Origin of the sequence: Streptomyces sp. NRRL S-1813 (assembly GCF_000719605.1) — a bacterium.
Taxonomy (GTDB): Bacteria; Actinomycetota; Actinomycetes; order Streptomycetales; family Streptomycetaceae; genus Streptomyces; species Streptomyces decoyicus.
Genome location: NZ_JOHB01000030.1, coordinates 21,901 through 37,588, shown reverse-complemented (window position 1 = coordinate 37,588; position 15,688 = coordinate 21,901). Strand labels below are relative to the sequence as shown.

At 71.5% G+C, this 15,688-nt stretch carries 14 protein-coding genes and 1 riboswitch; of the genes, 6 read left to right on the top strand and 8 right to left on the bottom strand.

Going from position 1 to position 15,688, the window contains the following annotated elements; all coding sequences use genetic code 11:
* Positions 1-218: 218 nt before the first annotated feature.
* The 3 genes from IF67_RS0130710 to thrC all read right to left on the bottom strand — a co-directional run bounded on the left by IF67_RS0130710 (position 219) and on the right by thrC (position 2,485).
* Positions 219-422 (bottom strand): cold-shock protein, encoded by a 204-nt coding sequence (locus tag IF67_RS0130710; protein ID WP_003986833.1) that lies wholly within the window; start codon positions 420-422, stop codon positions 219-221.
* A gap of 424 nt (positions 423-846) precedes the next feature.
* Complete coding sequence (locus IF67_RS0130705; RefSeq protein ID WP_030086966.1) at positions 847-1,125, bottom strand: MoaD/ThiS family protein; 279 nt, start codon at positions 1,123-1,125, stop codon at positions 847-849.
* Between the two features lie 76 nt (positions 1,126-1,201).
* On the bottom strand, positions 1,202-2,485 hold the full coding sequence (gene thrC, locus IF67_RS0130700) for a threonine synthase (protein ID WP_030991189.1): 1,284 nt from the start codon (positions 2,483-2,485) through the stop codon (positions 1,202-1,204).
* Positions 2,486-2,502: 17 nt separating this feature from the next.
* Positions 2,503-2,663: riboswitch (SAM riboswitch) on the bottom strand.
* 169 nt (positions 2,664-2,832) lie between these two features.
* Between thrC and IF67_RS0130695 the strand changes: the two genes are divergently transcribed.
* The 3 genes from IF67_RS0130695 (at position 2,833) to IF67_RS0130680 (ending at position 6,230) form a co-directional block, all read left to right on the top strand.
* On the top strand, positions 2,833-3,795 hold the full coding sequence (locus tag IF67_RS0130695; protein ID WP_030991187.1) for a glucosyl-3-phosphoglycerate synthase: 963 nt from the start codon (positions 2,833-2,835) through the stop codon (positions 3,793-3,795).
* A gap of 228 nt (positions 3,796-4,023) precedes the next feature.
* On the top strand, positions 4,024-4,641 hold the full coding sequence (locus IF67_RS0130685) for a hypothetical protein (RefSeq protein WP_158713187.1): 618 nt from the start codon (positions 4,024-4,026) through the stop codon (positions 4,639-4,641).
* A 137-nt stretch (positions 4,642-4,778) separates the two neighbouring features.
* The gene (locus IF67_RS0130680) at positions 4,779-6,230 is read left to right on the top strand and encodes an alpha,alpha-trehalose-phosphate synthase (UDP-forming) (RefSeq protein ID WP_051818756.1); all 1,452 of its coding nucleotides are present in this window, start codon (positions 4,779-4,781) and stop codon (positions 6,228-6,230) included.
* A gap of 89 nt (positions 6,231-6,319) precedes the next feature.
* On the opposite strand, the gene otsB is transcribed toward IF67_RS0130680, so the two are convergent.
* From otsB to IF67_RS0130660, 3 genes are all read right to left on the bottom strand, one after another.
* The gene (gene otsB, locus IF67_RS0130675) at positions 6,320-7,231 is read right to left on the bottom strand and encodes a trehalose-phosphatase (protein WP_030991181.1); all 912 of its coding nucleotides are present in this window, start codon (positions 7,229-7,231) and stop codon (positions 6,320-6,322) included.
* Between the two features lie 91 nt (positions 7,232-7,322).
* On the bottom strand, positions 7,323-7,601 hold the full coding sequence (locus IF67_RS0130670) for a DUF3263 domain-containing protein (RefSeq protein WP_030991179.1): 279 nt from the start codon (positions 7,599-7,601) through the stop codon (positions 7,323-7,325).
* Positions 7,602-7,704: 103 nt separating this feature from the next.
* The gene (locus IF67_RS0130660) at positions 7,705-8,925 is read right to left on the bottom strand and encodes an ABC transporter substrate-binding protein (protein ID WP_078889733.1); all 1,221 of its coding nucleotides are present in this window, start codon (positions 8,923-8,925) and stop codon (positions 7,705-7,707) included.
* A 309-nt stretch (positions 8,926-9,234) separates the two neighbouring features.
* Here IF67_RS0130660 and IF67_RS0130655 point away from each other — a divergent pair, with 309 nt between their 5' ends.
* The 3 genes from IF67_RS0130655 (at position 9,235) to pfkB (ending at position 12,494) form a co-directional block, all read left to right on the top strand.
* Complete coding sequence (locus IF67_RS0130655) at positions 9,235-10,161, top strand: ROK family protein (RefSeq protein WP_051818771.1); 927 nt, start codon at positions 9,235-9,237, stop codon at positions 10,159-10,161.
* Entirely contained in the window at positions 10,161-11,372 is a 1,212-nt protein-coding gene (nagA, locus tag IF67_RS0130650) for an N-acetylglucosamine-6-phosphate deacetylase (RefSeq protein ID WP_030991175.1), read from the top strand. The genes IF67_RS0130655 and nagA overlap by 1 nt, the downstream gene beginning before the upstream one ends.
* A 195-nt stretch (positions 11,373-11,567) precedes the next feature.
* Positions 11,568-12,494: a 1-phosphofructokinase gene (pfkB, locus tag IF67_RS0130645; RefSeq protein WP_030991174.1), complete on the top strand. Its 927-nt coding sequence runs from the start codon at positions 11,568-11,570 to the stop codon at positions 12,492-12,494.
* 135 nt (positions 12,495-12,629) lie between these two features.
* On the opposite strand, the gene IF67_RS0130640 is transcribed toward pfkB, so the two are convergent.
* Both IF67_RS0130640 and cdgB read right to left on the bottom strand, forming a co-directional pair.
* Positions 12,630-13,550, bottom strand: a complete 921-nt coding sequence (locus IF67_RS0130640; RefSeq protein ID WP_030991173.1) for a carbohydrate-binding protein — start codon at positions 13,548-13,550, stop codon at positions 12,630-12,632.
* Positions 13,551-13,811: 261 nt separating this feature from the next.
* Positions 13,812-15,488, bottom strand: a complete 1,677-nt coding sequence (gene cdgB, locus IF67_RS0130635; RefSeq protein ID WP_030991172.1) for a diguanylate cyclase CdgB — start codon at positions 15,486-15,488, stop codon at positions 13,812-13,814.
* Between the last annotated feature and the right edge of the window lie 200 nt (positions 15,489-15,688).

The following is a 15,688-nucleotide window of genomic DNA, read 5'->3' as shown; positions in this document are numbered from 1 at the left end:
AGCACTCGCACCCCTTGAGTGCAAGGCAGCTTCGAAGAAGCCTCCGACGGAAGTGGCGGCCGATTGACGGGTACGCGCAGGTGGACACGGGTGGACACGGGCATCCCACGGCGACCCGCCCGCCTCCGCCCGCCCCGCTGTCCGCCGACGGCGGACAGCAGAAGGCCCGCACCCCCGACGGGGTACGGGCCTTCCCTACGCAGCAGTCGGTCGGCGCCTCAGCCGGCCACCCGGACCATGTCCGCCTGCGGCCCCTTCTGGCCCTGCGAGATCTCGAACTCGACCCGCTGACCTTCCTCGAGGGTGCGGTAGCCGTCCATCTGGATCGCGCTGTAGTGGACGAAAACATCCGCACCACCGTCGACCGCGATGAAGCCGTACCCCTTCTCCGCGTTGAACCACTTGACGGTGCCCTGAGCCATGCCTAACTCCCCTATTACTGGCCCTTGCACAGGACCGCACTCCGCGGACCCGGGTCAGACCTCACCCCGCGAAAGGCTTGTGGGGTGTGCGCCGGAACGCGTCGACCGCCGCTGAATGTATCTGCACAGATGCCCAGAGCAACAGGTCAATCGGACGAGAATTCTGGGGCCGGAGAATCGGCAATATGCGGTGAAATCCCGGTTCTCCAGGGCAAGTCGGGCCGGGCATAGCGCACCTAGGCGACAAAAACCGCACACACTTTGGGCACAACTGATCACGAACACATATGCGTTCGGCACGCGCCGGGTGATATCCGGAGGGGGATCACCCCAATGGTATCCCCTTTCACAACACGGAATTGCCCCGTCCGCTTTCTGGCGGACGGGGCAATTCCGGTCAAGCAGGCGAAGAGATGGCTAAAAATCAGCAGCCGCCGGCCACTGCCGGAATGATCGAGATGCCCGCGCCGTCCGGGGTCGGCGTCTCCAGGCCCTGCTCGAAGCGCACATCGTCGTCGTTGACGTACACATTCACGAAGCGGCGCAGCTTGCCGGCGTCGTCCAGCACACGGGCCGCGATGCCCTGGTGGTTCTGCTCCAGGTCGGCGATCACCTCGGAGAGGGTCGCGCCCTCGGCGGGGACCTCGGCCTGGCCGGCGGTGTACGTGCGGAGGATGGTGGGGATGCGGACCTTGACGCTCATGGTTCAGCCTTCCAGGAAATACGGAGTACGAGTGCGGGGCGGTGGCTCGGCCGTGTCCGCGGACCGGCCGACGGCCTCAGCCTGTCAGGCCGGCGGCGCGGAACGCGTCCAGATCCGGACGGATCGTCGCCGTGGGCCCGGTGGTCGGGGCGACCGCGTCCAGCGTCTTGAGACCGTCACCGGTGTTCAGGACGACGGTGGTCAGGGCGGGGTCGAGCACACCGGCCTCGATGAGCTTCTTGGTCACGCCGACGGTCACGCCGCCCGCGGTCTCCGCGAAGATCCCTTCCGTCCTGGCCAGCAGCTTGATCGCGTCCACGACCTGCTCGTCGTTGACGTCCTCCACGGCGCCGCCCGTACGGCGGGCGATGTCGAGCACGTACGGACCGTCGGCCGGGTTGCCGATCGCCAGCGACTTGGCGATGGTGTTCGGCTTCTGCGGGCGTACGACGTCCTGCCCGGCCTTGAAGGCCGTGGACACCGGCGAGCAGCCCTCCGCCTGGGCGCCGAAGATCTTGTACGGCTTGTCCTCGACCAGGCCGAGGGCGATCAGCTCCTTGAGCCCCTTGTCGATCTTCGTGAGCTGCGAGCCGGACGCGATCGGGATGACGATCTGGTCCGGGAGCTGCCAGCCCAGCTGCTCACAGATCTCGTACGCGAGGGTCTTGGAACCCTCGCCGTAGTACGGGCGCAGATTGACGTTGACGAAGCCCCAGCCCTCGCCCAGCGGGTCGCCGATGAGCTCCGAGCAGAAGCGGTTGACGTCGTCGTAGTTGCCCTCGATGCCCACCAGGTCGCCGCCGTAGACCGCGGCCATGACGACCTTGCCGGCCTCCAGGTCGTGCGGGATGAAGACGCAGGACTTGAAACCGGCACGGCGGGCGGCGGCGCCGACGGCACCGGCGAGGTTGCCGGTGGAGGAGCAGGAGAGCGTGGTGAAGCCGAAGGCGCGGGCGGCCTCGACGGCGATCGCCACGACGCGGTCCTTGAAGGAGTGCGTCGGGTTGCCGGAGTCGTCCTTCACATACAGACCGCCGGTGACGCCCAGCTCGGCGGCGAGCCGGTCGGCCTTGACGAGCTTGGTGAAGCCCGGGTTGAGGTTGGGCTTGTCGGCCACGTCCGCGGGGACCGGCAGCAGCGGGGCGTAGCGCCAGATGTTGTCCGGACCGGCCTCGATCTGCTTCCGCAGGCTCTCGGGGTCGCCGCTCGGCAGGTCGTAGGCGACTTCGAGCGGCCCGAAACATTCCTGGCACGCGAAGATCGGGCCGAGCGGGAAGCGCGTGCCGCACTCGCGGCAGGACAGCGCGGCGGCGGGGCCCAGAGCGACGGTGGGGGTGTTTTCGGTGACTTGCACAGCCATGGAGGCGAGGCCCTTTCTCCTCATCTTCCTCGCGACGAATCTCGCCACGAGACGGATTTGGCACCTTCCCTAGCCGGGAGCCTCGCGCGCGCGGGACGTCAGCGTCCTGGCGGCAAGACCGGCTGGAGGGTTGCCGGGGCTTCAACGGGCCGTATCCCTCTGCCCCTCTGGATGAGCGGTATGGCGCTGGGCCGAAACCCAGGCGTTTGTGGCACGGACCCCGACATGCGACGGTCATCCGCGTTGTTCAAGACTGTAACCGAAGGCACTGACGGTTGAGATAGTCGTCCGAACCGCGAGATGGATCACAGAGGCCGCCCACCGGCGGCGACCGAGGAGTCGTAGACGTGCTGGAAGAGGTCGAGGGCTGGCTGAGCAGCCGCTCCTGGTCCGCCGCGGACCGTCCGCTGGGGCAGCTGCTGGAGGCCAAGCGCCAGACGGGCCGCACGGTCAGCGTGGTGCTGCCCGCGCTCGACGAGGAGGCCACCGTCGGGGCGATCGTGTCGGTGATCCGCGCCGAGCTGATGACCGGGACGGTCCCGCTCGTCGATGAGCTGGTGGTGCTGGACTCCGGCTCCACCGACCGCACCGCCGAGGTCGCCGCGGCGGCCGGGGCCCGGGTCGTCCACCGCGACAGCGTCCTGCCGCGGCTGCCCGCCCTCCCCGGCAAGGGTGAGGTGCTGTGGCGCTCCCTCCTGGCCACCACCGGCGACATCGTCTGCTTCATCGACGCCGACCTGCGCGCCTTCTCCTCCGTCTTCGTCTCCGGGATCATCGGCCCGCTGCTGACGGATCCGGACATCCAGTTCGTGAAGGCGATGTACGACCGCCCCCTGGAGACCGGCACCGAGGGTGCCGGGGCCGGGCAGGGCGGCCGGGTGACCGAGCTGGTGGCCCGCCCCCTCCTCAATCTCCACTGGCCGCAGCTGGCCGGCTTCGTCCAGCCCCTGGGCGGCGAGTACGCGGCCCGCCGCTCGCTCCTGGAACGGCTGCCGTTCCCGGTCGGCTACGGCGTAGAGCTCGGCCTGCTCGTCGACGCGCTCCACACCGTCGGCCTCGACGCCCTCGCCCAGGTGGACGTCGGCGTCCGCAAACACCGCCACCAGGACGGCCAGGCCCTGGGCCGGATGGCCGCCGCGATCTACCGGACCGCACAACTGCGCCTGACCCGCGGCCACTTGATCCGCCCCCGGCTCACCCAGTTCGACCGCGGCGAGCAGGGCTTCGTCCCGCGCACGACGGAGGTGGACACCGAGGAACGCCCCCCGATGGCCGAAATCCCGGAGTATGCGGCGCGGCGGGCGGCGTGACCTGCGCAATGGATCACGGGGCGGGAAGGGCGGAGCCCCCGTGCGCGAGGAGCGCGCGTACGGCGAGGCCCGGCGGCGCGGCACGTGTGCGCCCCGGAGCGGGCCGCGCCACCGCGGGCAGCATCCCCCGTACTTCCGTCAGCAGAGGGTCAGTTACTACCCGGTAGCCGCGGCGGCTAGGGTGGCGGAGTTGTTGATCTTCTCTTGACTGACACAGGGGGAAATATTTTGCGTATCTCTACGGGGCGGATCCTCGGCGCCATGGCGGCGGTGGGCGTGCTGGCCACAGCCACTCCCGCCCAGGCGCAGTCGGCCCACTCGGCGCAGCAGCCCATGACCAAGGCTGCCGTCGCCCAGCCCGCAGCCGCCAAGAACGGTGCTGCTGCGGCGGGCCTGCGCAAGCTGTACGACGAGCGCTTCACCGTCAAGCCCAACAACGGGCACTACCCGGGGCTCAAGGTGAGTCCGGCCAAGGCCATGAAGTCCCTGCATGACTGCTTCAACTGCTCGTTCCCCGTCAAGGGCGCGCCGAAGAAGTTCCCGAAGGAGAACCAGCGGCTCAACCTCGAAGCCTGCGCCACCTTCTTCGCCTGCAAGGACGCTCCGGTGCGCTACCACGGCATCGGCTCCATGAAGAACGCCTGGTACTTCACCGCGGAGAAGGGCCACTTCGACGGCAAGGGCTCGAAGGTCTACTTCAACTTCTACACGGACTCCAAGGGTTACCTGAAGCTCCACGTCGAGGGCTACGTCACCCACCCGAGCGTGCCGGACTCGCTCAACAAGCGGTTCGCCGTCGAGAAGTGGCAGAACTTTGCCCACAACATGGGCACCAAGCTCGACTGATCCCCTGCCGATGCCGGACGGGGTGCCGGCGGCCCTTGCGCCGCCGGCACCCCGTCCCGGCGGGCGGCGCGCGGCGGGATCCGACGTAGGCGAGTTCCGTACGTTTGCGCGGATCTGTGGGTGGTTAATCTGGCGTCATGATCTCCGAGAGGGTCTCCGAAGGCAATGCGGTGCCCGCGGGTGCCGAGGTTCTTGTGGCGTCCAATCGCGGGCCGGTCTCGTACGCCCTGGGGGAGAGCGGGACGCTGACCGCCAAGCGGGGCGGTGGCGGGCTGGTGTCCGGGCTGTCGGCCATCGGGTCCGATACGGATGCGGTGTGGGTGTGTGCCGCGCTCGGCGACGGTGACCGGGAGGCCGTACGGCGGACGGGTGGTGCCCTGGCCCCGGGCGACACCGGTGGACAACGCGTCCGGATGCTGGACATTCCGGCCGAGGTGTACACCGCCGCCTACAACGGCATCGCGAACTCCGCGCTGTGGTTCGTCCACCACATGCTGTACCAGACACCGCTGGAACCGGTCTTCGACGCGGAGTTCCGGGCGCAGTGGGCGTCGTACGAGAGCTACAACCGCGCTTTCGCCCAGGCGCTCGCCGACGAGGCCGCCGAGGGTGCGGCAGTGCTGGTGCAGGACTACCACCTGGCCCTGGTGCCGGGGATGCTGCGCACCCTGCGGCCCGACGTACGGATCGCGCACTTCTCGCACACGCCGTGGGCGCCGCCGGAGTACTTCCGGATGCTGCCGGACGACATCGCACGGCAGCTGCTGGAAGGCATGCTGGGCGCCGACCGGCTGGGGTTCCTCACCCATCGCTGGGCGGACGCGTTCGCCGCGTGCTGCGCCGCGGTCGTCGGCGGCACGGGCGACACCCGGATCGGCGTGTACGGGCTCGGGGCGGACGCCGACTTCCTGCGCGAGCGGTCGCAGCAGGAGGATGTCGCCGAGCGGCTGTCCGCCCTGCGGGAGCAGATCGGCACAGGGCCCGACGGGACGGCGCGCAGGACCGTCGTCCGGGTGGACCGGACCGAGCTGTCGAAGAACATCGTGCGGGGGCTGCTCGCCTACCGGGAGCTCCTGGCGGACCATCCGTCGTGGCGCGAGCGCGTGGTGCATGTCGCGTTCGCCTACCCCTCACGCCAGGACCTGGCCGTCTACCGGGAGTACACGGCGGAGGTCGGGCGGGTCGCCGAGGCGATCAACTCCGAGTACGGGACGGCGGATTGGCAGCCCGTCGAGCTGCACGTCAAGGACGATTTCGCGCGCTCGCTGGCCGCGTACCGCCTGGCGGACGTGGCGCTGGTCAACCCGATCCGGGACGGGATGAACCTGGTCGCGAAGGAGATCCCGGTGGTCTCCGACCAGGGCTGTGTACTGGTGCTCTCCCGGGAGGCGGGCGCCCACGAGGAACTCGGGCAGGACGCCCTCACCGTCAATCCGTACGACGTCAGCGGCACCGCACGGGCACTCCACGAGGCGCTGTCGATGGACACCGGGGAACGCAGCGAGCGCACGGCACGGCTGGCCGCGGCCGCCACGGCACTGCCGCCCGCACAGTGGTTCCTGAAGCAGCTGCGGGCGCTGAAGCCCTGAGAGAGGCGCCCCCGGCGATCAGCGGGCCCCGGCGGCCCCCATGGGACCGGCGGAACGTACGACATCGACGGCGGCCGGCAGCTCGTCCGCTAGGACGTGCCCCGTTCGCCCCCGGCCAGCCGGTCGGCGAGCGCGGCGAGGAGTCCGACGACTCCGGTCGGGCCGTCGACCACCAGATCGGCGCGGGCGGCGAGTTCGGCGACCTCGTTGCTGCCGCTGCACACCAGGACGCCGCCCAGGCCCTCGGAGCGGAGCTTTTCGACGGCGGCGAAGGCTGCCAGGTCGCCGAGGTCGTCACCGGCGTAGAGGACGGTGGTGGCGCCGGTCTCGCGGACCCAGTCGGCCAGGGCGACGCCCTTGTCCATGCCCGGCGGGCGGAGTTCGAGGACGAGGCGGCCCGGTTCGACGATCAGGCCATGGCGTTCGGCGAGTGCGGTGAGCGGGCCGCGCAGCCGGTCGAAGGCGCCCTGGGGGTCGGCGGCGCGGCGGGTGTGGACGGCGATGGCACGGCCGCCCTTGCGCTCGATGGCGGTCTCGACCCAGGTGCCGTGCCAGACGCCGGAGGCGTCCAGGACGCCGGGGAGTTCGGCCTGTATGGCGGCGACGCCCGGGTGCGGGGCGGGCGCGTGGACGGTGCCGGTGGCCGCTTCCCAGCGCTCGGCGCCGTAGTGGCCGAGGACGGTGAGATGGCCCAGGCCCGGTACGTCCGCGAAGCCGCCGAGGCGGACCGCGACGGTGGCCGGACGGCCGGTGATCACCGCCGCGGCACGCAGCCGCGGCACCAGGCGGCCGAGGGCGGCGACGGCGCCGTCATGGGCGCGGGCCTTCTCCGGGTCGGGGACGATATCGGCGAGGGTGCCGTCGAAGTCGAGGGCGATGACGGCGCGTTCCGGGTGGGCCAGCAGCGCGGCGAGGCCGTCGCGGCCGGCCGGGGTGCGCGGGGTCGGCACGGGTCCGGGTGTCGGCTGGGAGTGCGGCGCGGCGTTCGGGGGGCTGCCCATGGCGCCGACCCTACCGGCGCGGGGCGGGCGCCGGGGGTACCTCACGGTGGCAGCCGGAGGCGCACCGGGGCGCCGGGCCGGAGCACCCGGGTCAGCGGCGGGCGCGGCGGGCGTCCCGGACGCGGCGCAGGCGGTTGACCGTGACGGGGTCGTGGGCGAGCGCCCGGGGATCGTCCAGCAGGGCGTTGAGGAGTTGGTAGTAGCGGGTCGGGGAGATGCCGAGCTGCTCGCGGATGGCGCGCTCCTTGGGACCGGGGCCCGGCCAGGAGCGGCGCTCGACGGCGAGCACCGCCTCGTCCCGGGCGGAGAGCCCCGAGGAGCTCTCGCCGGCCTCGGGCCCGCCGCCCGTACGCTCCGTACCGCCTGTCATCACGCTTCCACGATAAGCGCACGGTCGGACAAGGCCCGGTCCGTCGCCCCGGCCGCCGCGGGCCCGCCCAGCTGCCCGCGCGCCCGCACCCGCACCCGCACCGTCATTCGCCGGTGTTGTCGGCCATGGCCGCGGTGTTCTGGATGTCGGTGAGCACCCCGGCCGGGTTGCCCCGCGGCCCGACCGCGGCGCCCATCTTCGCCTTGAGCGTTTTGGAGATCAGCGGCCAGGAGGTCTTGTTCGCCGGGTAGAACTCGGCGTTGGGGAGCTGCTCCAGGAATCCGTGCAGCTTGGTGTACTTGTCGTCGGCCTGCATCGCCTGGGAGGCGGAGGTGGTGACCGGCAGCAGGCCGTAGTCGCCGGAGAACTTCTCGACGTTCTTGTCGCTGTAGACGAAGTCGAGGAACTTGCCGGCCTGGACGCGGTGGCCCCCTTGCTTGAACGCCATCATCCAGTCGGCGACGCCCATGGTGGCCTTGGCCTTGCCGTTGGTGCCGGGCAGCTCGACGGTGCCGTAGTCGATGCCCTTGGCTGCGGCCTGCTTCATCAGGGTGGGGTGGCCGTTGAGCATGCCGACCTCGCCGTCGGCGAAGCCCTGGAAGGCTTCCTTCCGGTTGAGCTTGGCCGGGTCGGTGCCGGTCAGGCCCTTGCCGACGAGGCGCTCCTTCAGCCAGTCGAAGGTCTTGACGTTCTCCGGCGAGTCGATCGTGTACTTGCCGATGCTGTCGGTGTAGCCGCCGCCACCGCTGAGCATCCACTGCATCGTCTCGGCCTGGGTCTCCTCCGGGCCGAGCGGCAGCGCGAAGGGCATCTTGACGCCACGGGCCTTCAGCAGCTGGGCGTCGTGGGCGATGTCGTCCCACGTCTGCGGCGGGGAGGTGATGCCGGCCTGGGCGAACAGCTTCTTGTTGTAGAAGAGCCGCCGGGTGCTGGCGCCGAAGGGCATGCCGTACTGGACGCGGTTGTACTCGCCGGCCTCCGCGAGGGAGGGGGTGAAGTCGGCCTGCGTGGTCACGTTGAGCAGCTTGTCGGCGCTGTAGAGCCGGCCCTTGGCGGCGTAGTCCGCGTAGGCGCCGATCTGGGCGAGGTCGGGGGCCTTGCCGGCCTCGACCAGGTCCTCGACCTTCTTGTCGACGTCCGTCCAGCTGTAGACGTCGACATCGACCTTGATGCCCGGGTTCTTCTTCTCGAAGGCGCGGGCGAGCTCGTCCCAGTAGTGCTGGGAGCCGTTGGACTTGCTGTCGCCGTAATCCGCCGCGATCAGTTTGAGGGTGACGTCGTCGCTACCGGTGCCGCTGCCGCATCCGGTAAGAGTCAGTGTCATGGTGGTGGCGATTGCCGCCGCCAGGCTCAAGTACCGCCGCTGCACTGCCGTTACCGCCCTTTGTCCTGAAATTCCGTCTTGCCAGGTATGACTCGCCGCCCGAGGGGTGCCCCTTCGAACAGCATGAACAGCGAGTCTCCCCTGCGACCTTTACAAGGTCTACACCACCCCCCGTTTCGCGGAGGTACCGCCCTTCGGGCCACCCCCTCCGTACGATCCGCCCGGTGAGTGGACTAGACCTTTCGGCCCGGATCGCGCAAAACTGTTCCCGTGAGACACGTCATCGCCCTTGATGTGGGCGGCACCGGAATGAAGGCCGCCCTCGTAGGGGTGGACGCGGCGCCTTCCGGGGGGACGCCTGCCGGTCCCCCCGTTCTGCTGTACGAGGCGCGGCGCCCCACCGGCCGCGAGCGGGGCCCCGACGCGGTGGTCGAGGCCATCCTCGGCTTCGCCGCCGAGCTGCGCGACGTCGGCACGGACCGCTTCGGCGCCCCCGCCGCGGCGGCCGGCGTCGCCGTCCCCGGCATCGTCGACGAACGGTCCGGCACCGCCGTCTACGCCGCGAACCTCGGCTGGCAGGACGTACCGATGCGGGCGCTGCTGTCCGAGCGGCTCGGCGGCGTACCGGTCGCCCTCGGCCACGACGTCCGTACCGGCGGGCTGGCCGAGGGCCGGATCGGCGCCGGCCGGGACGCCGACCGGTTCCTGTTCGTCCCGCTGGGCACGGGGATCGCGGGCGCCATCGGCATCGGCGGCCGGATCGAGGCCGGTGCGCACGGCAGCGCGGGAGAGATCGGCCACATCGTCGTACGGCCCGGCGGGCGCGCGTGCGGCTGCGGTCAGCGCGGCTGTCTGGAGACGCTGGCCTCGGCCGCCGCGGTCGGCCGTGACTGGGCGGCGGTCTGCAAGGATCCGCAGGCCAGCGCGGCGGACGCGGCCAAGGCCGTGGAGTCCGGCGACGAGCGGGCCCGCGCGGTGTGGCAGAACGCCGTGGACGCCCTCGCCGACGGGCTGGTCACCGGCCTCACCCTGCTCGACCCGCAGACGCTGATCATCGGCGGCGGGCTCGCGGAGGCGGGCGACACGCTGTTCACACCTCTGCGGGAAGCGGTCCGCCGCCGCGTTACGTTCCAGCGGCTCCCCTCGATCGTTCCGGCGGCCCTGGGGGACGCCGCCGGGTGCCTGGGCGCAGGACTGCTCGCCTGGGATCTTCTCTCCACGGAGGTAACCGCCTGATGGCACAGCAACAGTCCGCGCAGCGGTCCTCGGACCCCGGGCGCACCGTCCTGGCCGGCGCCCGCCTCGCCCGGCCGTCCGGCGTCGTCGAGCGCGGCCGGATCGCCATCGAGGACGGCCGGATCGGCGATGTCCACAGCCGTGACCTCGACCTGGACGAGGCGGCGGCCGGGCGCACCGTGGACCTCTCGGGCCATCTCATCGTCCCCGGCTTCGTCGATATGCACGTCCACGGCGGAGGCGGCGGCTCGTTCTCGTCCGCCGACCCCGAAGAGTGCCTGAAGGTGGCCGAGACCCACCGCAGGCACGGCACCACCTCGATGGTCGCCTCCACCGTCACCGGCGAACTGGCCGACCTCGCCCGGCAGGCCGCGGTGCTCGCCGAGCTGGTCCAGCAGGGCGAGCTGGCCGGCATCCACTTCGAGGGCCCGTTCATCTCCGCACAACGCTGCGGCGCCCATCAGCCGGAGCTGCTGCGCGACCCGGACCCGGCCGACGTCCGCAAGCTCCTCGACGCCTCGCACGGCACCACGTCGATGATGACCGTCGCGCCCGAACTGCCCGGTGGCATGGAGTCCGTACGGCTGCTCGCCGACGCCGGGGTGATCGCGGCCATCGGCCACACCGACTCCACCTACGACGCCACCCGCCAGGCCATCGAGGCCGGCGCCACCGTCGCCACCCACCTCTTCAACGCAATGCCCGCGCTGGGCCACCGCGCGCCCGGCCCGGTCGCCGCGCTCCTGGAGGACGAGCGGATCAGCGTCGAGCTCATCAACGACGGCACCCATCTGCACCCCGCGATGCTCCAGCTGGCGGTGCGTGAGGCCGGTGCCGGACGGGTCGCGTTCATCACCGACGCCATGGGCGCGGCCGGCATGAACGACGGGATGTACCCGCTCGGCCCGATGCAGGTCGAGGTCAAGGACGGGGTCGCGCGCATCAGCGAAGGCCCCACGGCCGGTTCGATCGCCGGCTCCACCCTCACCCTGGACCGCGCCTTCCAGCGCGCCGTCACCGTCGACGGCCTGACGGTCGATCAGGCCGTACAGGCGCTTTCGGCCACCCCGGCCCGCCTCCTGGGCATCGACGACCGGACCGGCTCCCTCCAGACCGGCAAGGACGCCGACCTGGTGGTGCTGGACGCGGCATACGACCTGGTGGGAGTCATGCGCCGGGGCGAGTGGCTGGTGCGCCCGCCGGGCGTCTGACGCTCCGCACCGGCGGCGGGCAGCCGTACGGCCGGCCGCCCCTCCGCCCGGCCCCCGGGCAGCGGCGGCCGGTCCGGGTCTGGGCCAACCACCACCGGCGATGGCATGATCGCTCGCGCACTTGTCCGTATGCCACCGCCGCCCGCGGTTGCCCGACGCCCGGCCGCCCGGCCATGACTGCCCGGAGGGGCGACCATGATCCTTACGGTCACGCTGAACGCCGCCCTGGACATCACCTACCGCGTTCCCCGGCTCCACCCGCACGCCACGAACCGGGTCACCGAGGTGTCCGAACGGCCCGGCGGCAAGGGCCTGAACGTCGCCCGGGTGCTGGCCGCGCTCGGCCACCGCACGGTCGCCACCGGCTTCGCGGGCGGCGGCACCGGCACGGCGCTGCGCGCGCTGCTCGCGGAGACCGGGGTCACCGACGCCCTGGTCCCGGTCGGCGGCACCACCCGCCGCACCGTCGCCGTCGTCGACGCGGCCGGCGGAGACACCACCCAGCTCAACGAGCCCGGCCCGACCGTCTCCCCCGCCGAATGGGACACCTTCCTCGGCACCTACCGCGAACTGCTCGCCGACGCACGGGCGGTGGCACTGTGCGGCAGCCTCCCGCCGGGCGTTCCGGTCGATGTCTATGCCCGGCTCATCCGGGCCGCGCGCAGCGCCGGCGTCCCGGTCCTCCTCGACACCAGCGGCGAACCGCTGCGCCGCGGCCTGGCCGCCCGCCCCGACCTCACCAAGCCCAACGCCGAGGAACTCGCCGCCCTCACCGGCAGCACCGAGCCGCTGCGCGCCGCCCGCGACGCGCGCCGCCGCGGCGCCCACGCGGTGGCCGCCTCACTCGGCCCGGCCGGCATGCTCGCGGTGACCGCCGACGGCACCTGGCAGGCCACCCCGCCGCGGCAGATCGCCGGGAACCCGACCGGCGCCGGCGATTCCGCGGTGGCCGGTCTGCTCTCGGGCCTGGTGGAGGACCTGCCCTGGCCCGACCGTCTGACCCGCGCGGTGGCCCTGTCCGCGGCAACCGTACGGGCCCCGGCGGCGGGCGAGTTCGATACGGCTACGTATGAAGAGCTGCTGCCGCGTGTAGTGGTGACGGATCATCCGTCGGCGGCGTGAAGGGGAACGGCGGCCGGGCCGGACCTCTGAGGGGCGGCACGCCGCACCGTACCGGCACAGCGAAAAGCGGTGTGCTCCGGGGATCGTCCCCGCGGCACACCGCTCCTGCTCACCGGGCCGGCGCCGGCCCTGCCGTCAGCGCTTGACCTGGCCCGCCTTGAGGGTGACCTTGTCCAGGTTGAAGTCGCACTGGTTTCCCTGCTCGCAGGAGATCTTGATCGTGTTCGTGCCCTTGTTCAGCTGGATCCAGGCGAAAGTACGGGTCCAGCCCTTGTCCCACTCGCCCTCCTTCGCCCCGGCGAAGTTCTCCATGTTGAGCTTCGTCGAGCGCGGCTGGCCGTTGATGGTCAGCGAGGAATCGGCGTCCTTGCCCGGCACGCCGTAGCCGACGAAGAGCGTGTAGTCGCCGGACCGGGGCACATCGACGGTCCAAGTGGCGGACGCGCCAGGGGTGTTCATCCCCGCCACATACGTCCCGCCGGCCGAGCGCGCGCCCGGCACGTCCTTGGCCGTGGTCGCCCCGCCGTCCAGCCGCAGGCTGCCCGCGTCCTCCTTGGGCAGCTTGCCGGGAGCGGGCTTCTTGGGCTTGTCTCCGGGGGACACCGTGTCACCGGCGGTCGGGCCCGGCTTGCCCGCGGTGTCGTCCTTGGCGTTCTTGCCGTTGGTGAGCATCGCGACGCCGATGCCTATGCACACCACCGCGACCACCGCGACGGCGCCGATCAGCAGGCCGTTACGGCCGCGGCGCGGCTCCTGGCCGCCGTTGCCCGGGGCCGGGGCGGAGCGCGTGCGGTCGCCGCCGGGCAGCGTCTCCGGCGCGGCGTAGTGGGCGTTCTGCTGCCCGTACGTCACCTGCTGCGGAGCCTGCTGGCCGTACTGGCGCTGGCCGACGGCCCGCACCTGGTTGTAGGAGGTACGCGGGACGCCCGGCTGCCGCGCCGCCGGAGCATCGCCCGACGGGCCCGGTGCGCCGCCCTCGCCGCCTTCCGAGCGGTAGAGATAGGCGAACGGGTCGTCGTTCTCCGGCGTGTCCGCGCCGTTGTTGCCGGCCGTCATTCCGTGTCACTCCCAAGCGATCTGTGCGCGTCGTGCGCGTCTTCGCGCGTCGGCAGTCATTCTTCTGCGCGAACTGTCTTTCGGGCCCCCGGCGGCGCCGCGCCGCATCGGCGCAGCCTACCCCCTGAAGGCCGCCGCATACCGAGCCCGAAGGGCCACAAGATCGCTACGGATCGGTGAACTGCTGGTGCGGGGGCCGGAGCGGGCCCGGTGTGAGATACGCGGCACCGGGCCCGGCCGTCGCGGCGAAGCGCCCGTGGCTCAGCCCGCCGCCCGCCGGTTCGTCTTCGAGCGGGAGCGCTTCTCGACGTACATCCGCTGATCGGCCGACTCCAGCACTTCCTCGGCCGTCATCCCGCAGCTCGCCCAGCCGATGCCGAAGCTGGCGCCCACCCGGACCGCCCGGCCCTCCACGCGGATCGGCGGGATGATCGCGTTCCGCAGCCGGACCGCGAGGTCCTCGGCGTCGGCGGTGCCGAGGCCGTCGGCGAGCACCACGAATTCGTCGCCGCCGAGCCGGGCGACCGTATCGCCGTCCCGGACGCCGCTGGTCAGCCGGCGGGCGACCTCTATCAGCACCGCGTCGCCGGTGTTGTGCCCGAAGCGGTCGTTGATCGACTTGAAGCCGTCGAGGTCGCAGAAGAGGACCGCGAGCCCCTTCGAGCCGTCGTCGGCCGGCCCGTCCGCGGGGGCGACGAGATGGACATGGTGGTCGAACGGGGCCGGGAGCCCGCCCTCGAAGCCGTCGAGCCCGTCGAAGGGCTCCTTCCCGTCCGGCCGGAAGCCGTGCGCGTCCCGGGGATCGGTGTGGATGACACCCGAGGAGGCGTAGGCGTCCGCCATCGAGCCGGGCGGGCGGGAGCACAGCCGGGCGCCGAGCCGGGTCCGCAGCTCGGCGCTGTTGGGCAGCCCGGTCAGCGAATCGTGGCTGGCGCGGTGCGCGAGCTGGAGCTCGTGGCGCTTGCGCTCCTCGATGTCCTCGACGTGGGTGAGCAGGAAGCGGGGGCCGTCGGTGGTGTCGGCGACGACGGAGTTGCGCAGCGAGACCCACACGTAGGTGCCGTCCCGGCGGGCCAGCCGCAGCTCGGCCCGGCCACCCTCGGCGGAGGTGCGCAGCAGCGTGCCGATGTCCTCGGGGTGGACCAGGTCGGAGAAGGAGTAGCGGCGCATCCCGGAGGCCGGGCGGCCCAGCAGCCGGCACAGCGCATCGTTGGTCCGTAGCAGCCGCCCGTGCTGGTCACCGCCCATTTCGGCCACGGCCATACCGCTCGGCGCGTACTCGAACGCCTGGCGGAAGCTCTCCTCGCTGGCGCGCAGCGCCTGCTGCTCGCGCTCCAGCCGGACCAGGGCGCGCTGCATATTGGCCCGCAGCCGGGCGTTGCTGATCGCGATGGCGGACTGGAAGGCGTACATCTGGAGGGCTTCCTGGCCCCAGGGGCCGGGCCGCCGGCCGTTGCGCGGCCGGTCGACGGAGATCACTCCGAGCAGCTCGCCGCCGCCGTTCGCCGCGGTGTACATGGGCGCGAAGAGGCGGTCCATGGGGTGCCACTCGTCGGGGAAGCGGGGTGCGGGTCCGGCCGTATGCCACTGCGGTACGTCGTCGTCATCGAGCACCCAGCCCTCGGTGTGCGGGATGAAGCACAGGTCGCCCCAGCGCTCGCCCATGGACAGCCGGCGGTCCCAGGAGGTGCGGGAGCCGACCCGTCCGGCCATCAGCGCCTCGGCGCCCGCGCTGCCGGCGACCGCGGCGACCACGAGATCGCCGTCGGGGCGGACGAGATTGACCGCGGCCAGCTCATAGCCGAGCCCGGTGATCGCGCCGTCGGCGACCGTCTGAAGGGTTTCCGCGAGGCTGCGTGCGGTGTTCAGCTCGGCGACCACTTGGTGCAGCTGCCGCAGGGTCGCAAGACGGACGTACGGCTCCGACTCGGTCTCCATCGCTCGCTCTCCCTGAGACCTCGACAGCAAACTCCACGATTCCTTGTCGTCCGATTCCACGCTCACTGAATCACAGTGAGCTGTTCACCCGGTACACAGGGTCAACAATTAGCGCCTGCTGTGACTCAAGTCACAAACCCGTAAAGACGTTTGGCGATCTCCCAGAAAGCCACCACGGAAGCGCGCCTTCACTCTTTCTA